At 37.3% G+C, this 24,991-nt stretch carries 22 protein-coding genes and 1 riboswitch; of the genes, 11 read left to right on the forward strand and 11 right to left on the reverse strand.

The features are described from left to right. Positions 1–165: 165 nt before the first annotated feature. Positions 166–447 (forward strand): type B 50S ribosomal protein L31, encoded by a 282-nt coding sequence (locus QPK98_RS14245; RefSeq protein ID WP_310994137.1) that lies wholly within the window; start codon positions 166–168, stop codon positions 445–447. 171 nt (positions 448–618) lie between these two features. Next, entirely contained in the window at positions 619–1,794 is a 1,176-nt protein-coding gene (locus QPK98_RS14250; protein ID WP_310994138.1) for a GlmU family protein, read from the forward strand. A 306-nt stretch (positions 1,795–2,100) separates the two neighbouring features. Here the strand turns inward: QPK98_RS14250 and QPK98_RS14255 are convergent, their stop codons facing one another. Next, positions 2,101–3,765 (reverse strand): ABC transporter substrate-binding protein, encoded by a 1,665-nt coding sequence (locus QPK98_RS14255; RefSeq protein WP_310994139.1) that lies wholly within the window; start codon positions 3,763–3,765, stop codon positions 2,101–2,103. 749 nt (positions 3,766–4,514) lie between these two features. Between QPK98_RS14255 and mtaB the strand changes: the two genes are divergently transcribed. Continuing rightward, complete coding sequence (gene mtaB, locus QPK98_RS14260) at positions 4,515–5,861, forward strand: tRNA (N(6)-L-threonylcarbamoyladenosine(37)-C(2))-methylthiotransferase MtaB (RefSeq protein WP_310994140.1); 1,347 nt, start codon at positions 4,515–4,517, stop codon at positions 5,859–5,861. A gap of 12 nt (positions 5,862–5,873) precedes the next feature. Here the strand turns inward: mtaB and QPK98_RS14265 are convergent, their stop codons facing one another. Next, entirely contained in the window at positions 5,874–6,173 is a 300-nt protein-coding gene (locus QPK98_RS14265) for a GNAT family N-acetyltransferase (protein WP_310994141.1), read from the reverse strand. Positions 6,174–6,424: 251 nt separating this feature from the next. Between QPK98_RS14265 and QPK98_RS14270 the strand changes: the two genes are divergently transcribed. Further along, positions 6,425–7,084: an alpha/beta fold hydrolase gene (locus QPK98_RS14270; protein ID WP_310994142.1), complete on the forward strand. Its 660-nt coding sequence runs from the start codon at positions 6,425–6,427 to the stop codon at positions 7,082–7,084. A 58-nt stretch (positions 7,085–7,142) separates the two neighbouring features. Beyond that, positions 7,143–8,063: a lytic transglycosylase domain-containing protein gene (locus QPK98_RS14275; RefSeq protein WP_310994143.1), complete on the forward strand. Its 921-nt coding sequence runs from the start codon at positions 7,143–7,145 to the stop codon at positions 8,061–8,063. A 40-nt stretch (positions 8,064–8,103) separates the two neighbouring features. Here QPK98_RS14275 and QPK98_RS14280 read toward each other — a convergent pair whose 3' ends face one another. Continuing rightward, a complete protein-coding gene (locus tag QPK98_RS14280) occupies positions 8,104–8,805 on the reverse strand; it encodes a TlpA family protein disulfide reductase (protein WP_310994144.1) in 702 nt (233 codons plus the stop codon). 115 nt (positions 8,806–8,920) lie between these two features. After that, the gene (locus tag QPK98_RS14285; protein ID WP_310994145.1) at positions 8,921–9,493 is read right to left on the reverse strand and encodes a DUF2892 domain-containing protein; all 573 of its coding nucleotides are present in this window, start codon (positions 9,491–9,493) and stop codon (positions 8,921–8,923) included. Positions 9,494–10,391: 898 nt separating this feature from the next. Here QPK98_RS14285 and rpmH point away from each other — a divergent pair. From rpmH to QPK98_RS14300, 3 genes are all read left to right on the forward strand, one after another. Further along, the gene (rpmH, locus tag QPK98_RS14290; RefSeq protein ID WP_310994146.1) at positions 10,392–10,553 is read left to right on the forward strand and encodes a 50S ribosomal protein L34; all 162 of its coding nucleotides are present in this window, start codon (positions 10,392–10,394) and stop codon (positions 10,551–10,553) included. A 100-nt stretch (positions 10,554–10,653) separates the two neighbouring features. Further along, positions 10,654–13,506 (forward strand): carbamoyl-phosphate synthase large subunit, encoded by a 2,853-nt coding sequence (carB, locus tag QPK98_RS14295; protein ID WP_310994147.1) that lies wholly within the window; start codon positions 10,654–10,656, stop codon positions 13,504–13,506. An 80-nt stretch (positions 13,507–13,586) separates the two neighbouring features. Further along, the gene (locus QPK98_RS14300) at positions 13,587–14,159 is read left to right on the forward strand and encodes a T9SS type A sorting domain-containing protein (RefSeq protein ID WP_310994148.1); all 573 of its coding nucleotides are present in this window, start codon (positions 13,587–13,589) and stop codon (positions 14,157–14,159) included. Between the two features lie 235 nt (positions 14,160–14,394). Here the strand turns inward: QPK98_RS14300 and QPK98_RS14305 are convergent, their stop codons facing one another. From QPK98_RS14305 to QPK98_RS14335, 7 genes are all read right to left on the reverse strand, one after another. After that, positions 14,395–14,937 carry an acyl-CoA thioesterase gene (locus QPK98_RS14305; RefSeq protein WP_310994149.1) on the reverse strand — a complete coding sequence of 181 codons (543 nt, stop codon included), beginning with the start codon at positions 14,935–14,937 and terminating at the stop codon, positions 14,395–14,397. 9 nt (positions 14,938–14,946) lie between these two features. Next, positions 14,947–15,315: a DUF8785 domain-containing protein gene (locus tag QPK98_RS14310; protein WP_310994150.1), complete on the reverse strand. Its 369-nt coding sequence runs from the start codon at positions 15,313–15,315 to the stop codon at positions 14,947–14,949. A gap of 35 nt (positions 15,316–15,350) precedes the next feature. Continuing rightward, positions 15,351–16,568, reverse strand: coding sequence for a porin family protein (locus tag QPK98_RS14315; protein ID WP_310994151.1), 1,218 nt, complete (start codon positions 16,566–16,568; stop codon positions 15,351–15,353). Positions 16,569–16,626: 58 nt separating this feature from the next. Then, a complete protein-coding gene (locus tag QPK98_RS14320; protein ID WP_310994152.1) occupies positions 16,627–17,955 on the reverse strand; it encodes a DNA recombination protein RmuC in 1,329 nt (442 codons plus the stop codon). A 91-nt stretch (positions 17,956–18,046) separates the two neighbouring features. Then, the gene (locus QPK98_RS14325) at positions 18,047–18,841 is read right to left on the reverse strand and encodes an ABC transporter ATP-binding protein (RefSeq protein WP_310994153.1); all 795 of its coding nucleotides are present in this window, start codon (positions 18,839–18,841) and stop codon (positions 18,047–18,049) included. After that, entirely contained in the window at positions 18,841–19,872 is a 1,032-nt protein-coding gene (locus tag QPK98_RS14330) for an iron chelate uptake ABC transporter family permease subunit (RefSeq protein WP_310994154.1), read from the reverse strand. Before QPK98_RS14330 ends, QPK98_RS14325 begins: the two co-directional genes overlap by 1 nt. Next, positions 19,872–20,972 (reverse strand): ABC transporter substrate-binding protein, encoded by a 1,101-nt coding sequence (locus tag QPK98_RS14335; RefSeq protein ID WP_310994155.1) that lies wholly within the window; start codon positions 20,970–20,972, stop codon positions 19,872–19,874. Before QPK98_RS14335 ends, QPK98_RS14330 begins: the two co-directional genes overlap by 1 nt. Positions 20,973–21,220: 248 nt before the next feature. Then, positions 21,221–21,428: riboswitch (cobalamin riboswitch) on the forward strand. Between the two features lie 29 nt (positions 21,429–21,457). Between QPK98_RS14335 and QPK98_RS14340 the strand changes: the two genes are divergently transcribed. From QPK98_RS14340 to QPK98_RS14350, 3 genes are all read left to right on the forward strand, one after another. After that, on the forward strand, positions 21,458–23,290 hold the full coding sequence (locus QPK98_RS14340) for a TonB-dependent receptor (RefSeq protein WP_310994156.1): 1,833 nt from the start codon (positions 21,458–21,460) through the stop codon (positions 23,288–23,290). A 14-nt stretch (positions 23,291–23,304) separates the two neighbouring features. Next, entirely contained in the window at positions 23,305–24,354 is a 1,050-nt protein-coding gene (locus QPK98_RS14345; protein ID WP_310994157.1) for a YncE family protein, read from the forward strand. Positions 24,355–24,450: 96 nt separating this feature from the next. Beyond that, the gene (locus QPK98_RS14350) at positions 24,451–24,837 is read left to right on the forward strand and encodes an acyl-CoA thioesterase (RefSeq protein WP_310994188.1); all 387 of its coding nucleotides are present in this window, start codon (positions 24,451–24,453) and stop codon (positions 24,835–24,837) included. Positions 24,838–24,991 lie beyond the last annotated feature (154 nt).

Raw genomic sequence — 24,991 nt, forward strand, 5'->3', positions numbered from 1 at the left:
TAATTGTTAGTAAACAAAGATAGTAAAACGTTACATTTGCAATCAATTTTGAAGTGAATTAAAAAAGTGTAGTATTTTGTTGCTAATTTCTAATTTATACTTAAATTTGCAAACTCATTTCCGAAAGGTCGGGAGAGAATATTTTTAATACAAATTATTATAGCGATGAAAAAAGGTATCCACCCAGAAAATTATAGATTGGTTGCATTTAAGGATATGAGTAACGATGAAGTTTTCCTTACAAAGTCAACTGCCGATACTAGAGAAACTGTCGAAGTTGATGGTGTTGAGTATCCTTTGGTGAAAATGGAAATTTCACGTACGTCACACCCTTTCTACACTGGAAAAGCAAAACTTATTGATACTGCAGGACGTATTGATAAATTCAAAAACAAATACAGCAAGTTTAAAAAACCTGCTAAAAAAGAAGCTAAAACTGAAGAGTAGTCTTCAAATTGGCGGTTATAATGTAGTCTCAATTTTATATTGAATTACACAACTGCTTATATTATCATTAAAAGCCTTTGAGAAATCGAAGGCTTTTTTAATTTATAATTTCCCGATTGCTTAACTTTGGTTTCTTAAAGCCTACAGTGTTTAACCCATAACTTCAGATCAATGAACTATATTCTTTTTGATGGAAACGTCCGAAATCAATTGTTGCCATTCACATATACACGACCAGTAGCCGATATTCGAGTAGGAATATTGACTATTCGTGAAAAATGGGAGCATCTTTTGGGCTTTACTACCACAAGTGTTACTGAAGATTATCTTTCAGAAAAATATCCGTTCCTGGAGTTGGAAAGGAACATTTTGATAAACGCTTCTTTTCTTCCGTCAGAAAATTTAGTAAATATAGTTAAAGGACTCGAAGAGAACCAAGCTGTTTTTTTAGAAGATGAGCCTATTGCTTTCTTTACAACAGAAGGCCAAGAGGTTGATTTTGATAGTTTTGATATAATTCAATATGAGTTTGATGATGTGTTGCGTATTACCCACACTTGGGATATATTTTCAAAAAATGGCGAAGCTATAAAACGCGATTTTGCAATGCTTACAAAAGGCAAAACCTCGCAAGATCTTCCTGCGAATATTTGGACAAAAAATCCTGAAAATATCTTTGTGGAAGAAGGCGCTAAGGTTGAGTTTTGCACGTTAAATGCCGCTGATGGCCCCATATACATTGGTAAAAATGCCGAAATTATGGAAGGTGCCTTGGTGCGCGGGCCTTTTGCACTTTGCCACAATGCTACTCTGAAGATGGGGGCTAAAATTTATTCCAATACAACTATTGGTCCTCATAGTAAGGTTGGGGGAGAGGTAAACAATTCAGTGATTTTTGGATATTCAAACAAAGGCCATGATGGGTTTTTGGGTAATTCTGTTTTAGGCGAATGGTGTAATCTGGGGGCAGATACCAACAACTCCAATTTGAAAAATAACTATGCGGAAGTACGTCTTTGGGATTATGAAACGGAAGGTTTTGCCAGAACCGGATTGCAGTTTTGTGGCTTAATGATGGGCGATCATAGTAAATGTGGTATTAATACCATGTTTAATACGGGAACCGTCGTGGGCGTGAGTGCCAATATATTCGGGAGTGGTTTCCCGCGAAACTTTATCCCTAGTTTTAGTTGGGGCGGAAGCGGTGGATTTACTACCTATAAAACCAATAAAGCCTTTGAAGTGGCTAAAGTGGTTATGCAAAGAAGAAGTATTGAATTTTCAGAAACCGATGCAAAAATCTTAGACCACATTTTTGAGGAAACAGCGAAATGGCGGAAAGGTTGATGGCCTATAAAGGGCAGGTGAACTTTAACAGTAAAATAAAAAATAGATTAAAAGACCAACAATTACAAGCATTACAATCCCAAAGATAGTTGCCATCTTTTTTTGTCGATGTAACTCTTCCCTTTTTAATTTTTCTCTGAAGGCTTGAATTTGAGTTGGTGAGCACTTTTTATAATCTATGATTTTGTGGATGTCGTGTATTTCGAAACGACGTCTTTTTCAAAGTAATTTTTACGTTTGGTAATTTGTTTCGCATTATTGCGAATTGACTGTACCATTGCCGCTACCGAACCTCCAAACCCCATCTTATTGTTTTTTCACTCGTTTTAAAACCAAAAAATTCTGTGGATTAATTCCTAGTCCGCTTACTTTTTTATTTACAAAGCGTACCGCCATGTCATAAAACAAGGGAATTACAGGCGCTTCTTCAACTATAATAGAGTCCATTTTTGTATAAAGTGCCTTTCTTTTGGCAATATCTGAAATTGAGAGTGCCTTTAAATATAAACTATCATAGGTGGCATTTTTAAAATGCATATAGTTGGGGCCGTTTGGAGTAAAGTTGGGGCTGTAAAACAAGGATAGATAGTTTTCGGCATCGGGGTAATCTGCAATCCAACTGGCTCTAAAAATATCCAGTTCGCCGCTGCTTTTCATCTGTCGTAAAGTGGAAGGTGGCATGACATCAATGTTTACGGCTATTCCTATTTTTTCCAGTTCGCGTTGCACATATTCGCATAAGTCTAAATATTGGCTGTTGGTGCCTATGGTTATTTCCGGTTTTAGATCACCAGTTTCAGTTTTGTATTCTTCAAGTAATGCTTTTGCTTTTTGAGGATTGTAGGTGTATCCATCAATTTCGTCATAGCCTGGTAAACCTTTGGGAATAAAGCCGTGAGTGGCGGGAATACCAATGCCGTTACGCAAATACTTCACCATTTTTGAACGGTCAAAGCCATAATTTATGGCCTGTCGCAAAGTTTTGTTTTTTATTTCGGGCGTTTCGGCTCCTAAGAAAAATCCAAGGTATTCCGTGTTTAAATATGGCCCCGTAACCATATAGGCTTCATCTGTATATTTTGGTCGTAATTCGCCGTTGCTGGTTAAGAGTTCATCTTTATAGCTGCCATCTAACCCCGAAATAAAATCGAGCTTTCCTTGGGCAAACTGTAAAAATTCACTTTGCTTATCTGGCAGAAATGTAATGGCTACTGCTTCTAAATACGGAAGTCTGTTGCCCGCTTTGTCCCTTTCAAAATACAAGGGGTTTTTTCTAAAAACGAGTTTTATATTTTCTTCCCACATTTTAAATTGAAAAGGGCCCGTTCCTACTGGATTTCTTCGGAAGTCATTGCCGTAAAAGCTTACAGCTTCCTTGGGCACAACCGAGCAATACCGCATTGAGAGCAAGCCTAAAAAAGCCGGAAATGATTGCTTTAACTGAATTACAAAGGTATGATCGTCTATTGCCTTATAATTTGCAACATAATTCATTACCCAGCTTCCGGGGGAGGCTAGGTTTTCATCAGTTAAACGATCAAAACTGTAAACAAAATCTTGCGCTACTACCTTGCGGGTATAACGGGTTGGACTGTGAAGCCCTTCTTGGGCAAAAGCTTTATTTTGATGAAAATATACATCGTCGCGAAGATAAAAAGTATAGGTATAAGTGGAATCATTTATAACCCAGCTTTTTGCAATATCGGGCTTAATATTTAACGAATCGTCCAGTTGTACCAGACCATTGTATAATTGATTGTCTGGCCAAATAGCCTGTGGATTCCTGGCAAAAGCAGGATCTAAGGTAGGGATGTTGCCGTGTTCATTGTATCTGAACACCAGGTGGTCGCGTTCCGTTTCGGAATTTTTTTTACAGGAAGTAAAAACAGAAAAAAGCACTGCGATTAAAAGTAAAACACGAGTTGTGGGGTACTGGATGTGGGATGTTATTTTAGACCTCGACTGTAGCATTCAATTCAATATAAGGTTTTTTGATAGGATAGAAGCGTATTCATTATACGATAGCAAAAATCATACTTTTCCACAAAATAAACTTGGCTTCTACACATTCTATTCTGCGCGATGTATAAATAGGATGAATTTCTTGTTTTGGAAAAAAATCATGTTTCCCGCTGATTACGCAGATATTCGCAGAATTTTTTGTTTACATGTTAAAAAACGGATAGGCAACAATCCTGTCCTAAATATTTAACCTGTTCATTTTTTCCATTGATGAAAAAACGAACCAAAAAAATCTAGGCTTACGAAATTTTCTCTAAATTTTTTGTTCGTCCCCTAAATTTTAGGAACTCGCCTTTAAATCCAGTGCTTTGATGACTATCTTTGCTGGCTCAAACAGCCTAAAATTTTACGGGAACTTCACTTCAAATTTTACGATAAATTTTCGATAGGCCAAAAAAACAGGAATTCTCAATTACAGACCCCTAAGCTTCATATTATCTCTAAGCCCCATTAAACAAAGGCTTTCAATGGTTACCTTATGAACGTTTAGGACGCTATTGATAGGCAATGATTAATCTAACCAATTCAGTTTAATCTTTGAAAGTACTTGTTATCATTTTTCAAATATAAAACATACTTTTTCAAAATCCCTAATGTTTTAAATTACATTCCAAGATTGGGTTTTAGTATAGAACATCCGGCGTTCAACATCCTAGTTTTTAACAAGAATCGCTTATATTTGCAGTTTAATAAATGTTATGGATACTTCAAAAAAAGTTGCCTTTTATACGCTAGGGTGTAAGCTAAACTTCAGCGAAACTTCTACAATTGCCAGAGGTTTTGAGGGAGAAGGCTTTGAGCGCGTTGAATTTTCTGAAAAAGCTGATATTTACGTGATTAACACCTGCAGTGTTACCCAAAATGCCGATAAACGTTTTAAAACTATCGTTAAGCAAGCGCAAAAAGCAAACCCAGAAGCCTTTGTTGCTGCAATAGGATGCTATGCGCAGTTGAAACCCCATGAGTTGGCAGACGTAGATGGTGTAGATTTGGTACTTGGAGCAACCGAAAAATTTAAGATTACGGATTATCTAAACGACCTTACAAAAAATGATTTCGGCGAGGTACATTCCTGCGAAATTGAAGATGCCGACTTTTATGTTGGCTCTTATTCCGTAGGCGATAGGACCCGAGCATTTTTAAAGGTTCAGGACGGCTGCGATTACAAGTGTACCTATTGCACCATTCCACTTGCGCGTGGTATTTCGAGAAGTGATACGCTAGAAAATGTATTAAAGAATGCTTCTGATATTTCGCAACAGGGAATTAAGGAAATAGTGCTTACCGGAGTTAATATTGGTGATTATGGTAAGGGTGAATTCGGCAATAAGAAACACGAACACACATTTCTAGATTTGGTAAAGGCCCTGGACGAAGTAGATGGGATTGAGCGCTTGCGTATCTCATCAATAGAGCCCAATCTTTTAAAGAATGAAACCATAGAGTTTGTTTCGAAATCGCGCACATTTGTACCACATTTCCATATTCCGCTACAGAGTGGGAGCAATGAAATTCTAAAATTGATGCGACGTCGTTATATGCGCGAACTTTATATAGATCGCGTAAATACAATTCGTGAGCAAATGCCACATGCTTGTATTGGCGTGGACGTAATTGTTGGTTTTCCGGGTGAAACGGATGCGCATTTTTTAGAGACCTATCATTTTTTGAATGAATTGGATATTTCTTACTTACACGTTTTCACATATTCCGAAAGAGACAATACGCCGGCAGCAGAAATGAAAGCTGTTGTGCCTAAAAAGGTTCGAAATAAGCGGAGTAAGATGCTGCGTGGGCTTTCAGTAAAAAAGAGAAGAGCTTTTTATGAAAGCCAGTTGGGCAGTACGCATACCGTTCTTTTTGAAGGAGAGAACAAGCAAGGTTATATTCACGGATTTACCGAAAATTATGTAAAGGTAAAGGCGCCGTGGAATCCTGAGTTGGTAAATACGTTAAAAGAAATAAAACTTACCAAGATAGATAAAGATGGCTTGGTGCGTTTTGAGGAGGTTGTTAATGCGCCGATGGAGGCTCTGGACGCTTAGTTGTATGCGGCTTTAAATATTGATTCCAACCGGTAGTAAATCTTTATATCGCCTTCGGTTTTTACGCATAAAGCCTGCTACTTCAGGGCTTGTTGGAACAAGGCTTATACCGCGATCTTTTACTTCTTCAAAAACGGCTCGTATAAAAATCTCTCTAAAGCCTTGGTCTTCCATTTCTTCGGGCATTTCATATTTGGTAAGGAAAATTTTCCGTTCCTGTAAGGCGTATTCTATCCGGGCTATATTGTCTCCAATCTCGAGTTCAAATTGTCTTAAAAATTCGTTGTCGGTAATTTCTACATCTTCAATCATTGGGAGTTGTTTTTATATTTTTTAAGAAATAAAATTTCAGCGTAGCCAACAGAGGAATAAATTTTTAAAAGGCAGTTTTGTTTAACTAAAAAATTCATTTAGAGTGACTACAAAAAATAAATTTAGGTTGTTTTTAAAATAAAATTAAAGAAAATTTTAGCAGAAATAGAAAGCATATTTATATTTCTATCTTTATTTACGTAAATTTACGAATAATCTTTGGGCTATCCCATTTTCTTCACAAAAGACTTATGAATTCTGATATATATCATGTTTATTTCGTGCCAGGAATGGCAGCGGGACGAGAAATCTTTAGAAATATTCGGTTTCCGGAGAATTATAAGGTCCATATTATTGAGTGGTTGATTCCGGAAAAAAATGAATCCTTAGCGGCGTATTCAAAACGAATGGCACATTTTGTGAAACACGATCGTTCTATTTTGATAGGGGTTTCATTTGGAGGTGTTGTGGTGCAGGAAATGAGCCGTTTTTTAAACCTGAAAAAACTGATTATTATTTCTAGTGTAAAAACAAGGGATGAGCTTCCTAGGCGGATGAAAATGGCTAGCATTACTAAGGCATATAAGTTAATACCTACAAAGTTAGTGCTGAGCGTGGAAGATTTAACCAAGTTTTCCATAGGGCCTAAGTCTAAAAAACGTCTATCGCTTTATCAAGACTATCTGCACGTTCGCAATAAACAATATTTAGATTGGGCACTTGAAAAAATGATAAACTGGAGCAGTAATAAAGTCTTGCCAGAGGTGGTGCATATTCACGGCGAAAAAGATTCGGTGTTTCCTATAAAATATATTCACGATTGCGAGGTTATTGAAAATGGCACCCATATTATGATCTTAAACAGGGGGCGCGAGATATCAAAAAAACTATTGATGATTTTTAAGGAATAGATTTTTATTTCTTATAAAAAATGATTTAATTGGTACATATTTTAAAAAGTAAAACACTATGAAATTGATAGGTAAATTAGGGGTGGTGATAGCAGTTTTGGCAGTAAGCGCCATTAGTATTAATGCCGTACAGGATACCCAAACCGATGAACATCTGGAGAAAAAATTAGTAAATGACTATAATGTTTATGCATTGCCAATACCAGATCAATTGGAGTTTGCGGGAGAGCCCGTGCCACTTTATAATCCAGATATAAGAGAGCGTATAGACAGGGAGTTGCTGGTTAATGCCTATTGGCAATCTAATGGTCTTTTGCTTTTTAAAAGAGCGAATAAGTACTTTCCGCAAATTGAACCGCTTTTAAAGAAATACGGCTTACCAGACGATTTTAAATATTTGGCAGTAGCCGAAAGCGCCCTGGAATACAAAAGTTCGCCCGCAGGTGCAAGTGGAATCTGGCATTTTATGAAAGGTACAGGAAAAGAGTATGGGCTTGAAATTAACAGTTATGTTGATGAGCGATACAACCTTGAAAAAGCTACCATGGTTGCTGCAGAGTACTTAAAAAAATCTAAAGCTAAATTCGGGAGTTGGACTATGGCTGCCGCGTCTTACAATGCTGGGGTGGCTGGAATGAACAGGCAAATAAAGCGGCAAAAACAATCCGATTACTACGATTTGTTGCTCAATAGCGAAACCAGTCGCTATGTTTTTAGAATCATAGCAATAAAAGAAATACTAACTCATCCAGAACGATACGGCTTCAATTTTAGGCCAAAAGATTTGTATGCCAATATCCCTACATTTAAGGTAATGGTTGATACGCCCGTTGACGACTGGGCTGAATGGGTAAAGCAATATGGAATTAATTACAAAATACTTAAAATCCATAATCCATGGCTGCGCGATACGTATTTAAAAAACGCATCGGGGAAAGAATACTTTATTGAAATACCGGAGAAAGGCTATTATCAATAAACCGGTTTAAACTAAATTTATACCCGTAGCTTTTCTAAAGTTACGGGTTTTGTTTTGCAGCAAAACGATCTTTTTTCTGGGTATCCAGGTTTTTAAGAAGTGAGATTCCATTTTTAAACGAATTGTAGTTTAACTCGTACGAAACCTCATAGGCTTTGTTGTATGGATGTAAAGCACCTCGCCTAACGTCTACAATTTTCTTGTTGGCGTCAATAAAAAAGGAAGTTGGAAACCCAAGGCTGTGTTTCATTACTTCAATAACATGATTGTTTATGTTTTCGCTTTCATCTACATAAACCACCTTGATTTTTCGGAAGTATTTTTTGGAGGATTTTCGCACATTTTTTTTCGAGTCCCAAAATAGAATTACAAAATCGATGTCTTTATAATGGGTTTTAGCTATTGCATTTAGAGCGGGAACTTCTCCAATGCCAGGAGTGCACCATGAGGCATAGGTCATTAAAAAAATTGGCTTTTTAAACTTGTAGAGATCTATTTTTCTACCGGAACGCTTTTTCACCTTAAAGTTATCGAGATAGCTTCCATTAACCACATGACTTATTAGTGAATCAAATAAAAACTCGCCACGTTGGAAATTGTGATTGGCATAGGCATTTTGAGATTGCTGTTTGTAGTGTTTTATATTTTTTTCAATGGCTTCGGAAAATAGGGTTCCTTGCTCAATTTGAGATTGGGCGGTAAGCGTCAAGAAAAAAAGTAGATAGCGTAGTTTTATACCCATAAACAACAGCTTTACGTAAATATACGAAGAATCTGTATAGGTAAGGTTCAGTTTTACAGGTTTTTAGCAGACCAAATGCAAAGATAAAACGTGTAAAAGGAGTGTTTATTGGTTCTTAAAACCTTCTTCCGCCACCACCGCGACCTCCACGTCCAAATTGTTGACGAGGCTGTCCGGCTTTTTTCATTTGCTGCTTCATCATTTTTATTTGCTCGTCCAGCATGTTGTGCTTGTCTAGTTTTTTGGCCTCGGCCATGAGCAACTCTGCCTCGCGTTTACGGTTCTTGGTCATCGCTATCCCGGCAAGGTTTAGTTTGGTCATTGCCATATCTGCAGACATATTCAAACCTAGTTTTTCTGCTTTTTTAAAGTACTTTTCGGCTGCAGACATATTGGTTTGCGAAATCATCAGGCCATTTAGGTAGTTGTAATAACCTTCCTGTTTTGGCACTAAGGCAGCATGAGGATCTTTAATTTTGTCCAACCATTTTTTTGCACCTGGAAAATCTTGTTTTCTTAAACGTAGAAATGCAAGCAGTATAATTTCATTTTTAAAATAAAGAAAAACAAACATCGCTGCAAGTAGGATTAGCATAATACCATTTCCTATATTTGTTTCTGTAAACTGCCAAACCGCTACTCCTAATACGAGGGCGGCCAAAACCAATTTTATATTTTTATTGAACATGGGTCATCTTTAAAATGGGCTGCAAAGGTATAAAAACTAAATGCTATTTTGAAGATTTTGGAGTTTAAGAAGCGATTTAAATTCATTAGTGTCCGATTAAAAAGTGAGAAAATTTGTTGAGCCACAGATAATAGGCAATTAGAATATTTTTTATTTAATGACAGCATGCTATTATACTTAGCATCAAAATTTATCAATTAAAAAGTATGTTTAATCAATCCTGTCCTAAATATTTAACCTGTTCATTTTTTCCATTGATGAAAAAACGAACCAAACCCCGATAGCCATCGGGGCTAGGCTTACGAAATCTTCTCTAAATTTTTTGTTCGTCCCCTAAATTTTAGGAACTCGCCTTTAAATCCATTGCTTTGATGATTATCTTTGCTGGCTCAAACAGCCTAAAATTTTACGGGAACTTCACTTCTAATTTTACGATAAATTTTCGATAGGCCAAAAAACAGGAATTCTGAATTACAGCCCCCTAAGCTTCATATTATCTCTAAAGCCCCATTAAATAAAGGCTTTCAATGGTTTCCTTGTGAACGTTTAGGACGCTATTGATGTTTAATCAATTTTATCTAGTTTTCAATCTATTAAAAAGCAAGTCTTACGTCTTATGTCTTTCAGTGCAGCGGTCTTATATCTTAGTCGGACACGACTAATTTAAATTGAGGTTTCGCCCTAGTTTAATCTTAAATTATTTGTTGTGGCTTTTAAAGAAGACGAAAGTCTGAAATATTCATTGATATTTTTTAAAAAAGGTTTGTAAAAGTAAAAACTTGTTGTACTTTTGCACCCGCCTATGCAAAGATAAGCATTGGTATTTAGCCTGTAGTTTTTGGTAGATACCTAAAGAGGGCAACAGAACAAGATATTTCAGCAGTTAAAGTATAAGAAAATGAGCAAAAGAACATTTCAGCCATCAAAAAGAAAAAGAAAGAACAAACACGGTTTTAGAGAGCGTATGGCTTCTGTAAACGGAAGAAAAGTTTTGGCTGCCCGCAGAGCGAAAGGCAGAAAAAGACTATCTGTGTCGTCTGAAATGCGTCACAAAAAATAATGTTGATAAATTTTATATAAAAAGGTGTTGTTTCTTTAGCAACACCTTTTTTTTATACCTAATCCTGTCGTAATTTTGCGGCTCAGAAAAAGTAAAAGAAATGCCAAAAAACCCTTCCATTAAATCCGTACTTCTTATTGGTTCTGGCCCTATCGTTATTGGGCAGGCTTGTGAATTTGATTATGCTGGTTCACAATCCTTACGATCACTACGTGAAGACGGTATTGAAACCATTTTGATCAATAGCAATCCCGCTACAATTATGACCGACCCATCTATGGCCGATCATGTGTATTTGTTACCGTTGACAACAAAATCATTGGTGCAAATATTAAAAGAACATCCACAAATTGATGCGGTTCTTCCTACAATGGGAGGGCAAACTGCGCTTAACCTGTGTATTGAGGCAGATGAAAAAGGAATATGGGAAGACTTTGGTGTTAAATTAATCGGAGTTGATATAAATGCCATCAATATTACTGAAGATCGGGAAGAGTTTAGAGGCTTGATGGAAAAAATTGACGTGGCCATGGCACCACAGGCTACCGCAACTTCGTATTTAGAAGGAAAGGAAATAGCTCAAGAATTTGGCTTTCCATTGGTTATTAGAGCATCTTACACCTTAGGTGGCGCCGGAGCTTCAATTGTATACAAGGAAGAAGATTTTGATGAAATGTTGTCTTATGGCTTGGAAATTTCACCAATCCATGAGGTAATGATAGACAAAGCTATGATGGGCTGGAAGGAGTATGAACTTGAGCTTCTTCGCGATAAAAATGACAATGTGGTAATTATCTGCTCTATTGAAAACATGGACCCAATGGGTATCCATACCGGAGATTCCATTACCGTTGCTCCTGCAATGACGCTGAATGACCGTACCTACCAACGCATGCGCGATATGGCAATAAAGATGATGCGCAGTATTGGTGATTTCGCCGGAGGCTGTAACGTACAATTTGCCGTTAGTCCCGATGAAAATGAAGAAATAATTGCCATCGAGATTAACCCTCGTGTTTCGCGTTCTTCAGCATTGGCTTCAAAAGCAACAGGATATCCTATTGCGAAGATTGCATCTAAATTGGCAATTGGCTACACCTTGGACGAGTTAAACAACCAAATAACCAAATCTACTTCAGCCTTATTTGAACCTACATTAGACTATGTGATCGTTAAAATACCGCGTTGGAATTTTGATAAATTTGAAGGGTCAGACCGCACATTGGGTCTTCAAATGAAATCTGTTGGAGAGGTTATGGGGATAGGGCGATCCTTTCAGGAAGCGCTTCACAAGGCAACACAATCTCTTGAGATTAAGCGAAATGGAATAGGTGCTGATGGAAAAAGTTACACCAATTACGAACAAATTCTCGATAAGCTTAAAAATGCAAGTTGGGACCGCGTGTTTGTAATTTATGACGCCATACACATTGGCATTCCTTTAAGTAGAATTCACGAAATCACTAAAATTGACATGTGGTTCTTGCGTCAATATGAAGAACTGTACTTGTTGGAGAAAGAAATTTCGAAATATACGTTGGAAACCCTTCCAAGGGAATTATTACTGGAAGCCAAACAGAAAGGCTATGGTGACAGACAGATTGCCCACATGCTGAAATGTCTGGAAAGTCACGTATATAAAAAGCGTGAAGAAATGCACATTCAGCGGGTTTACAAATTGGTAGATACATGTGCCGCCGAATTTAAAGCCGAGACACCCTATTATTACTCAACTTTTGAGAATGAAATGCAACGCGAAGGCGAGGAGCCGTATGCAGAAAATGACAGTGTTGTTACCGAAAAGAAAAAGATTATCGTCCTAGGCTCTGGCCCCAATAGAATAGGGCAGGGAATTGAGTTTGATTATTGCTGCGTGCACGGAGTATTGGCAGCTGCCGAATGTGGCTACGAAACCATTATGATAAACTGTAACCCGGAAACGGTATCTACAGATTTTGACGTTGCCGATAAACTGTATTTTGAACCCGTTTTCTGGGAGCATATTTATGATATTATCCGCCACGAAAAACCGGAGGGGGTTATTGTGCAGTTAGGAGGCCAAACAGCATTAAAACTTGCCGAAAAACTAGACCGCTACGGAATTAACATTATTGGTACTACCTATGACTCCTTAGATTTGGCAGAAGATCGCGGAAGCTTTTCTAAACTGCTGAAAGAAAACAACATTCCTTATCCTGAGTTTGGTGTTGCAGAAACAACAGAACAGGCTTTGGCATTGGCAGATCAATTGGATTTTCCGTTATTGATACGTCCGTCGTATGTTCTTGGTGGGCAAGGGATGAAAATTGTAATCAATAAAATGGAATTGGAGGAACACGTGGTAGATTTGCTTCGTAAGATTCCGAATAATAAGTTATTGCTTGATCATTATTTAGATGGAGCTATAGAAGCTGAAGCAGACGCAATTTGCGATGGTGAGAATGCTTATATCATCGGTATTATGGAGCATATTGAGCCCTGTGGAATCCACTCTGGAGATTCTAACGCAACTCTTCCGCCTTTCAATATTGGCGAATTTGTAATGCAGCAAATTAAAGACCATACTGTAAAAATTGCTAAATCGCTGAATACCGTTGGCTTAATCAATGTGCAGTTTGCTATAAAAGATGATATTGTATATATAATTGAAGCTAATCCGCGTGCTTCCCGAACGGTGCCTTTTATAGCAAAGGCGTACGGTGAGCCCTACGTAAATTATGCAACCAAAATTATGCTTGGCCATAATAAAGTGACGGATTTCGACTTTAGCCCTAAATTAGATGGTTTTGCAATAAAGCAACCAGTGTTTAGCTTTAACAAATTCCCGAATGTAAACAAGCAGTTGGGACCAGAAATGAAAAGTACCGGTGAAAGTATCTTGTTTATCGACAGTTTAAAGGACGATCAGTTTTACGATTTGTATGCTAGACGAAAAATGTATTTAAGTAAATAGTCGTTTCATTCTGATTTTACTTTGATTTTTGTTAATTTTTTTTTGTAAATTAAGGAATCTACTTAAATGTATCTTGATTTATGAATAAAATTACTTTGCTGCTTTTCTTGCTTTCAATACCTATTCTCTCTGCCCAGAATGTTTATGAAATTCCATGGGAAGAGGGGGTTGAGATGCCCGTTGCCAGCCCAACTATTGAGGTGGGTGATACGGTAATCTGGGTGTGGACCGATAACTCGCAGAAAAGTGTGACGAGTATTTCAGGTGCGGAAGCATTTGATAGCGGATTGTTATCGGGTGTAAACCAAGAGTTTTCTATTACTTTTACCCATGAAGGGATTACACGGTACCACAATGATTTAGATGCTTTAATGCGCGGAAAGATAAGGGTGGTGGGAAAGCTATCTTCGGAAGAAAAATTTGTTAAAAACCTAAATTTCTATCCAAACCCTGTAACGGATAAGCTAACAATCTCCTCACTATTTGTTGTGGATAGCTATCAGGTTTACAATGTTTTGGGAACCTTGGTTTCTGAAGGTAAAGGCGGTGGAATTAGCACCTACGTTGATATGTCTCGTTTAAGTAGCGGCTTGTACTTTGTTAAGGTTGTTTCTAACACTCTGCAGGCCACCTTAAAAATTGCCAAAGAATAGTTGCCGTTGTCTAATTCATTTTGTAAATAACTAGCAGTAAGGCGTATATATGGCTTCGGCTTATAATTGGATTTTTAGGCTTATTTCCAAATACTAACTGTTTCCATATTTCAAAGTTAAAAAAAGAATTGCAGTCTTCACTCCAATAACTATTAAAACGATTAGCATTTTGATTTCAATTTCAAGATAGCCAAAATTCGTAATCTTGGGGGGATTCGAGTAGAAGAATTAAGTTTTAAAGGTAGCCTTTATAGGCCACGATAACCTTATGGTCTTTTAATTCGTTAATATGTTTTTCAACTTCAAAGTTAGGCTCTTGGAATTTCTGTTGTTTTTTTATAGCTAGTCGATTTGCACTTTTTAAAAAGCGTCTTATTTCGGTTTTTGAATCTAAAATTAACCCAGGAACCTCCATTCCGTTGCCTTCATCATCTTTTGCTACCATAGTAAAATAGCAGGAGTTACAGTGTTTTTTTTCGCCTGTATGAATATTTTCAGATTCAACGCGAATACCAATAACCATAGAGGTTCTCCCTACATAATTTACCGAAGCTTTTAAGGTAACCAGTTCGCCTACTTCAATGGGGTTTAAAAAGTTAACATTATCTACCGAAGCGGTAACGCAATAATATTTGCTGTGTTTAGATGCGCATGCAAAAGCAATCTGATCCATAAGCGACAATATATAGCCTCCGTGTATTTTACCACCAAAGTTGGCATGGGAAGGCAGCATCAGTTGCGAAATTTTCACTTGCGATTCTTCAATGTTTTTATGCATATTTCTTGATTATTTTCTGTTGAAATGGGGAGAGTTTTCTTGTACTACGTTGGTTATAAAATACTTGGTTTCGCCCCAAATTGCGAAGGATGCGAAACGTTCTATATAAGTAACTTTTACATAGCTTCCTTGGTATTCCTTTAGTCTTTCTATTACTTCCTTATCTTGGTCCAGTACGGAAAACGAGAAAATCTGGGCGCCGCTGATACCTTGGCTAATTTCTCCTTCCCAAGTTTTAATGGCCACACCGCGATGGCTGAACTTTATAAGCTCTCCCGCACGGGTACCTTCGCTATAGGGTACGTAATATACAAAGGCAACATAGCATAGAAATAATGCCAACAGACTACCGAGAATGATAAATAGTATCTTTTTCATTTTTTAAATTTAATTAAAATATTACAACTAGATGCTTATAAAAAGTTATACCCTGCGATAATGGCAAAAGAGCTGTAGGTTGCGTTTACATTTGTATAGTTAATGATATTCCGTGAGGTATGATATCTGGCCTCAATACTGTATTTGTTTTTATACTTAAAACCAGCTCCAACAGCAGTTGTAGCGTCCGAGGCAAATTCAAGGTCGTATTTGCTATCGTTGCTAGACTTTATACTTGAGTCAAACACGCTAAGATCTACCAAAAGTGCGCCGTTAATAAAGAATGCAGCATCTTTGTTTAAAAACATGTAAAAACGCCCGCCAATAGGAACTTCAAGAGCGCTGTAATCTACCGTAACCACGGTTGAATTTTGCATTGTGGGAAAATCTGTATTTATCGCAATTTCGGTGTCAGCAGTATAACTTTGATAGGTAGGCTCAATGAATATAGACCATTTGCCGTTGTGGAAAGGAAAAATATATTCAGCTTCCAGCCCAACTCTAAACCCAGACTTATTGCCAAAGTCTAACTTGGTTTCTCCACTCTTTTGGATGCTCGCACTGCCAAAAGTAATGCCGGGACGAAGGCTTAAGTTAAATCCATATTTAATAGCTTTCTTTTTGTAAACAACTGTTTCTGCTTTAAGGCAGGTATTGTATTTCTTAAATTGATTAATCAACTTAGTCCGTTTGTACTCAAGATTTTTCAAACTAGGATTAGCCATTTCAGAACATGTAATATCTGTGGCAAGTTGCTGTTTATATCGATTGTTCTCAGCAATGCGTTTGTTTTTAGTTAGAAAACGTTTGTAAACTAAGGGTTCTATTTCACCTTCGTTTATTTTATAAAAAAATCGATTCTCATTATTTTTTGTTGTGAAATACAGTGAAGCATCGCCTTCAATCAAAACCTTTAAAAAGCGGGTTTCGTCTTTAAAATCTGGGTTTCTGTCCTCAGTTAAATTTGAAACTTTATCACTTGATTGTTCAATAGCTACCGTTTCAACGATGTATTTAAAGTAGGTTTCGGAACCAAATTCTTTTATTGTAGAAACATTACCAGTTTTTACTGCCCCATTTTTCTCAAGCTTATAATTAAATGTGCTGGGAGATCCTTTCCAGTCTTCGTTTTTTATTAGGCAATCCAGTTTTTGACCATTGGTTTTTATAATATAGCCAGCTTCATAGTCGGTTTGCGAAAAGAGTGAGATAGCTGATAATAAAAGGAGTGTTGTAATTAATTTTAATTTCATAGAGGCGGACAGCTTTATATTTTAAAAAGTGAAAGTAGCGTAAAATCAATTAAAAACCTTACTTATTATGGTCTTCATTTTTAGACGCGCCTTTTAAGTATTTTTGATCAATATTTTTACTGGTAATCGCACCGAGCTTGCGTAATTTTTCAACTCTTCGCACGAGGTTGCCTTTTCCTTCTAATTTAACTAAAGCATTGTCAAAAGAGCCTTGAACGGTGCCCAATTGACGTCTAATTTTACTCAGCTCATCTAAAAGTCCCACAAAGGCGTCGTACAATCTTCCAGCTTCTGTTGCAATTTCTAGGGTGTTCTTTTTCTGGTTGTCATTTTCCCAGAGATTCTCTACCAATCGCAGGGCAGCCAAAAGGGTAGAAGGGGTTACAATCATTACTTTGCGCTTAAACGCTTCTTGATATAGGTTTTTTTGATGAGCAACCGCTAAGGCAAAAGCCGGTTCAATGGGGACAAACATAAAAATGGTGTCTGGGCTTTCATTTATTAAATGATAGTATTTTTTTTCGCTCAAACTGTTTATATGTCGTTTTATGGAGTTGATATGGTCTTTTAAATGCTTCTTTTTAAGATTTTCATTTTCTTCGGAAACAAATCTTTCAAAATCTGTAAGCGAAACCTTACTGTCAATAATCATTTTTTTACCATCGGGAAGGTGGATAATAACATCTGTTTGCAACCTGCCACCATCCGGATTGTCATGGCTATCTTGAATGGTATATTCCCGTCCTTCTTCCAAGCCTGATTCCTCCAATACTCGGGATAGAATCATCTCGCCCCAATTTCCTTGGATCTTTGAATCGCCTTTTAGCGCTTTGGTTAGGTTGTCTGCCTCTTGACTTATTTTTACATTTTGCTCGTTTAAATACTGAAGTTGCTTGCTTAATTCGGCGTGGGTTTTAATAAAATCGACATTGTTTTTGCCAACCTTTTCCTCAAAGTCCTTTATTTTTTGGTTTAAAGGCTTTAAGATGCCTTCTATGTTTTTTTGATTTGCAACCGTAAAAACTTCGGTTTTATCAATGAGAATTTTGTTGGCGAGATTTTCAAACTTTTCCTGAAAGTCTTTCTCAAACTCCTTAAATCGCTTTTGTTCTTTTTCAAGCTCGGCATACAGCGCGTCGTATTCCGCGCTTTGTCTGGTAAGTTGGATGTTTAGCTGCTCTTTTTCGGTTCGAAGCTTGTCGTTTTTATCTTCTGAAATTTCTAGTCGCTGGTTTAGTGCTTCTTCTTGGAGCTTTGCGTTTTGCAATCGCTCCGATAGTTTACCATTTATACTTTTGTTTTTTAAACGTGTAAAATAGCTACCTAAAAATGCGCCAAGGAGTATTCCTACTGCAATTAGAAGAATAAATATGAATGTTTCGTTCAATGTAAGAGGATATTAGATTCTTGTTTTTAGTTGAATAGCTAAAGATAGAAAAGACTTTACAATCTACTTAAAGAGTGAAGCGAATAAGCTGTTATTTTTTTATTATAAACCGCCCTGTATTGCCGTCAAAATGTATAGTTTCCTTTGGGAATAGTGTGTCAAACCTTCCGGCTTCTATTAATTTACACGGCTCGCCAAAATAAGTTTCGCTTTCTGCCATTACCAACAATTTATCAGTAAGTTGAATTGCCAAATCTATTTCATGCGTAGAAAAGAGAATGGTTTTTTGCGATTCTGAAGCCAGTTTTTTAAGCAGTTTTAAAACGTAGGCACGATGATAAATGTCTAAATGTGTTGTAGGTTCATCTAAAATTATAATGGGTGTATCTTGGGCTAAGGCTCGTGCTATGGCTACGCGTTGCATTTGCCCGTCGCTCAACTCAAAACATTTTCTGTTGGCTAGTCCAGTTGTTTCGGTGGCTTCAAGAGCTGCATTTACCGCGTTTTTATCTGCTTCGGAAAGATTCCCAATCCAATTGGTGTACGGCTGTCTTCCTAAGGAAATCATTTCTAAAACCGACAGATTTTTTGAAGCAGGGGCTTCAGTCAATACTACGCTTAAATTGGTTGCTAGTTGAAAAGAGCTGTATTGATCTATGCTTTCTCCGTTTAACAATACTTCGCCTTTTAATTTACCTTGCATCCCTGTTAAGGTTCGCAATAATGTTGATTTTCCTATGCCATTTGCCCCAACAAGGCCCGTTAATTCCCCTTTAGAAATAGAAAAATTAATGTCTTGGGCAACTACCGAATCTTCTTTTTTGTTGGAATACCCTACCTTAAGGTTCCGCGCTTCCAAAACAATATTTTTTTCTTGAGACACCATTAGAAGAAGAGTTTTCGTTTACGTACCAATAACCATATTACAACAGGCGCACCTACTAATGAGGTAATTGCATTTATGGGCAGGGTGAATTCGCTAAAGGGCAATTGCGCTAACGTATCGCAAAGAAGCATTAGTAAACTACCCGAAATTAAAACGGCAGGTAGTAAGATTAAGTGGTTGGAGGTTTTATAAATTTGACGCACTAAGTGCGGTACCGCCAAGCCTACAAAAGCAATAGGGCCTACAAATGCCGTAATGCCACCAGCTAAAATGCTTGTTGCCAAAATAATAATAAACGTGGTTCTTTTTATATGGAGGCCCATGCTTTTTGCATAATTTTCGCCCAAAAGAAGCGCGTTTAATGACTTGCTGCTCACAATGCTCAAAAGCAAGCCTATTGTAAAACAAATACTTAAAATAACTACCCCTTGCCAAGATTGATTACCCAAACTGCCAAAAGACCAAAATATATATTGCTGTAATTGTTCGGCATTACTAAAATAAGATAAAACTGAAACTACTGCGGTTGTAAGGCTACCAAACATCAACCCGATAATTAGAATGGCCATGGTGTCTTTTATTCTAAAAGTAACCGCCAAAACTGCGAGCAGCACCAAAAAACTGCCGAGGCCTGCCGCTATAACGAGGCTCCATTGGCTTAGTAATAAAGTGCCGAAAAATCCACCAAAGGCACTTGCGCCCAAAATTAAAACTGCTACGCCCAGACTAGCGCCACTGCTCAGCCCTAACACAAATGGTCCTGCTAGTGGGTTTCTAAACAAGGTTTGCATCAACAAGCCTGAAATGGCAAGGCCTCCCCCGGCAAGCATTGCGGTAATTGCTTTTGGGAGCCTATAATTCATTAAAATATAGCGCCAAGATTCTTTTGATGCGCCATTGCCCGTAAAGACCGAAACTATTTCGTCTAACGGAATGGAAACTGATCCCATGCTTATATTTATCAAAAAAGCAAGCAGCAAGGTTAAGATTAGTAGGATAAACTGGACGCTATATTTTTGAGTGCTTTGCATTATTGAAGTTTGTCAAAAAAGTATAGTTGATATTCCGGCAAGAGTTCAGGGTGTAATATTTTAACGTGATCTTTTAATACAAGATCGGGCCTATTGGGTGCCAATTCAAAATAAATCACCCCGCCGGTTGCACCTTTTTTCATACTGTAAGAGTACACCTTCTCATCTTTAAAAGCTTTGAATTGAGCATAAGCATCGCTAGCATTTTTTATTTCTTCTAAACTGGTAAATTGTCCGGGGCCAATCCAAACTTCAGCATCGTGGCCTTTTTCAATTACAGATTCTAGGTTTAATGAAAGGCTTCCGGTTCCTTTAGCGTTTTTCCACAGATAATCTCCATGGGCATCGGCAATAAACTGTGCGCCCCAACTATTGCCTTGTGGCATATACCATACATCTTTAAACATGGCACCACTAATTACCGTGGGTGTTTCGGCAGCGGTTGCGGCTAAATCTTTAACCTCTAAATATTTTTTTTCAATGGTATTAAAAATGCTATCTGCCTGTTTTTCTTTCTTAAAAAGAAGTCCGAAAAACTTGATCCATTCGGCTTTTCCCAATGGCGAGGTTTCTGTCCAATCAGAATTATACAGCACGGGAATGCCCGTTTTCTGAATGGTGGAAAAGGTTGAGTTATTGCCGTCAATAGCAAAACCAATTATTGCGTCTGGGGCTAAATCTATTAAAATTTCAGTATTGATATCTTCGTTTTTACCAAGTTCGGTAATTTCGTCATTGGCAATTCGCTTTCGGGTTTTTTCTGAAGAGATAAAACTAAGGTCTGGGAAACCCACTAAGCTGTTCGTTTCCCCCAACATTTCTAACGAAGGGATATGAGTGGTTGAGGTAACGACCATTTTTTCTATAGGAACCTGAACCACAGCATCAAAATTTTCGGGGTTTTGAAGAGAGCCGTTTTTTTCAACCAAGGCATACGTAAAGGTCTTTTCAGTTCCCGGCCACGGATTTGTTAAGGTAATGGTCTTGTAGCCTTCAAAACTGTTTACTTCAAAGCTTTTTGCGTATTTTATACTTGACTCATTTGGTATAGCAGAACCCGTTTCCGTGTTGTTTTTAGTTTCCTCTTTACATGAAACCATTAGGATGGTTAGAAAAAAACAAAAAATAATTCTATTGTAAAAAATCTTCATATTGTGGTTGTTTTACCGTCCCGATTTATTGGGAGTACAAAGGTATCACAAACTTTTACAAAATATACGAATCTCTCTTTTGAGTGATTGCTTTGACAAGTTTTGCTGTGGTTTACAAAGAATTTTACCGTACTATAAACTTGAAAGTTGGCAGGAAAACTTCGTTGTAGAAATCTGTATCCTCAAAAAAAATCTAGTATCTTTGCGCTGAATTTAGGTGAGTGGCTTTACATTTTAAAAACACTCTTAAAAGGGAATTCGGTTAAAATCCGAAGCTGTTCCCGCAACTGTAAGTCGGCCCAATGCGCTTGGGTGTGCATACTTCTTAAAACCACTGTCCAATTTTTGGATGGGAAGGTAGCATAAAAGACAAGTCAGGAGACCTGCCAGATTCATAACATAAACCATCAAACTTTCGGGATAAAGGTTGAATTATGAAACAGACTAAACTTCATATTTTTATAGCGTTTTTGCTTTGCACCTCAGCTGCTTTTGCACAACTTGACAGCATTCAGCAATTGCCTGAAGTGGTTTTGGCAGATGCTAAGCTCATTCATTTTTCAAAAGGGTTTAAGTTAGAGAAATTAACAGACTCGGTTGTAAAGAAAAACGCAACTTCCTTAACCGAAACACTTCGCTATAACTCTTCTATATATTTTAAGGAGAATGGCTTCGGAATGGTTTCCTCGCCTTCTTTAAGAGGTACTAATGCGGCCCAAACTGCGGTGGTTTGGAACGGGATTAATATTAATTCAAACTTTACAGGACAAACCGATTTTAATACGATTTCGCCTTTAAACTACGATGTTATTTCAATAAGAAACGGGGGTGGCGGTGTGCAATACGGAAGTGGAGCCGTGGGCGGAAGCATTCACCTAAACAATAATTTTTCGTTTAAAAAAGCAAATAACACTTCTTTGGGGCTTCGTTATGGAAGTTTTACAAGCCTTGCCGGAAATGTGAGTACAACTCAGAGTTCTGCAAAACACTATTTAAACCTTGGCGTAGATTTTATAAGCTCTGAAAATGATTATGATTATGTTGGGAAAAACCAAACGAATACCCATGGTGAATTTTTAAGGTTTTCAGCAAAAATCAATGAAGCAAGAAAACTGAAAAATGGTGTGGCTACTTGGAACGCTGCATACTCTTATAACGATCGAAATTTTTCAGGCAGTTTGAATACTTTGGGAAAAGACGCATATAAAGATATCAACACCCGAAATCTTTGGAAACTGAAACAGAAACTCGGAATTTTTAAAGTCACCGGAAGCTTTGCTCATCTTTATGAATCGTACAGATATTATCCAGATAGCGAAAAGCACAGGTACGACCAAGGAAAGGCAAACACGTTTATTGGAGCCTTTTCAACGGAGGTTTTCCTTTTAAAAAAACTACGCTTAAATGGAAAGTTATCCTACAGTTATATTCATGCAAAAGGAGATAATGTAGGTGATAACAACCGTAAAACATTAGCTGCTGTGGTTTTACTTAATCATAAAATTTCTGATAAGTTTAGCTATGGCCTCAATTTTAGAAGGGAGTTTTTAAATGATTTTGACAATCCACTGCTCTTTTCGGCAGATGCAAAATGGAAGGTTTCAGAAAGATATGCACTTCGGTTAAATGGTTCCAAAAATTATAGAGTGCCAACTTTTAACGATTTGTATTGGTACGCTGGTGGTAATCTCGATTTAATTCCGGAGACTTCATATCAAGTAGAACTCGGACAGGAATTTTTCTTGGGACAATTTAAGGCAGATATTGCAGCCTATTATATTGCCTCTAAAAACTTAATAAAATGGATTCCTGGAAACGGCGGACTTTGGAAACCGGTAAATATTAGCGAGACAGAAAACTATGGCGTTGAGGTTAATTTAGATTACGCCATAAAAATCAATAGACAGCATATATTAAGCCTCAACGCCAATTATTCTTACACCAAGGCGGTTGACCTGGAAAAGGAAAAACAACTTATTTATGTGCCTTTTCACCAAGCCGGAGGACAGCTGCAGTATGCGTATAAAAACCTATCTGCTTGTGCGCAGGGGTTATTTAATGGCGAAGCATATACAACAACCGATAACAGTGATAGTGTTGATGCGTACACGATTTTTAATCTAGGCGTGGAATACACTTTGCCGTCTATACCTGGTATTACTTTTGGAGGTAGGCTAAAAAATGCATTAAACACGTATTATGAAAACGTAGCTTACCGGCCTATGCCATCCCGAAATATTGAAATATTCTTAAACTTTAATATATAACTAAAATGAAAACTATGAAAAAACTATTGCTACTCTCACTTTCAACGATGCTCTTTATTTCCTGTAGCAGTGATGATGATACGCCATCACCAGATTATGAGCCTGCTGATTATGAAAAAGGTGTTTTAATAACCAATGAAGGGCCTTTTAACAATGGAAGTGGTACTATTACTTATGTTTCTAACGATTATAGCACTGTTTCACAAAACATTTATAGAAATGTAAACGGAAACGACCTTGGTAATATCGTGCAGTCTATGGGATTTGGAAACGACAATGCCTATATTGTTGTAAGCAACTCAAATAAAATTATGATTGCCAATCGTTATACTTTTGAAAGTGTAGATTCAATTAAAACAGAGATGGATAATCCGCGTTATTTTGTTGAAACAAGTGGCAATAAAGGTTATGTAACCAATTGGGGAGATCCGAGTGATAACACCGATGATTTTGTTGCAGTTCTGGACTTAAGAAGCAATTCGGTTTCAGCAACCATTCCAGTGGCATTTGGTCCTGAAAAGTTGGTGGCTCATGACAATAAGGTGTATGTTGCCCATCAAGGAGGTTATGGTCAAAATAACGTAGTATCTGTAATTTCGGGAGGCGCTTTAGAAACTACCATTAACGTTGGCGATGTGCCAAACTCTATGGTGGTTTTAGGGAATGATTTGTATGTGCTTTGTGGAGGAAATCCTAGTTATGCTGGAACTGAAACCGCTGGATCACTGGTTAAAATAGACCTTGCAACTGCCACTGTAACTGAAACTTTTGACTTTGGAACTACGGAGCATCCTGCAAATTTAACCGCAGACGGAAATAATCTTTTCTACAGTTTGGACGGAAAAGTTTATAAAACAAACACAGCTTCAATCACCTTACCTGGCACCGATATAGCGGATGGTCTTTTCTATAGTCTGAGAGCCAAGGATGGGAAGTTGTATGCTACCGATGCAGGCGATTATGCAAGTAAAGGTTCTTTAAAGATTTTTGATCTTTCTACAAACCAAGAAATTCAAGACTTCCAAACTGGAATTATCCCCGGAGGAATATACTTTAATGAATAACAAACCGCTATAATATTAAACATGAAAAAAATCCTTTTGAATCATAAACAAAAGGATTTTTTCAATTTAAACAGAACCCTAAAAGAACACAATATTATGAATGTAGAAGAGCGAATTTCAAAAAGTGAAACCAGAATATTTAAAGCCGTTTTTCCAAATACCACCAACCACTACGATACACTATTTGGAGGTGCCGCGATGCAACTCATGGACGAAGTGGCTTTTATTACTGCCACGCGTTTTAGCCGCCAGCGCATGGTAACGGTGTCTTCAGATAAAATAGATTTTACTAGACCCATTCCGGCCGGAACTATTGTTGAGCTGGTGGGAAAGGTATCGTATTTGGGCCGTACCAGTTTAAAAGTAAAGGTTGAAATCTATATTGAGGAAATGTATTCCTATAGCCGAGAAAAAGCGATTAAAGGCGAATTTACGTTTGTAGCCATAGACGAGGATAAAAACCCCATCAAAATTCTGTCTTAAAAATCATTAGTGTCCGATTAAAAGAGTGAGAAAATTTGTTGGGTCAAAGATTATAGGCAATTAGAATATTTTTATTTAATGACAGCATGCTATTATACTTAGTATCAAAATTTATCGATTAAAAAGTATGTTTAATTAATTTTATCTAGTTTTC

Source organism: Aequorivita marina, assembly GCF_031631895.2.
Taxonomy (GTDB): domain Bacteria; phylum Bacteroidota; class Bacteroidia; order Flavobacteriales; family Flavobacteriaceae; genus Aequorivita; species Aequorivita marina.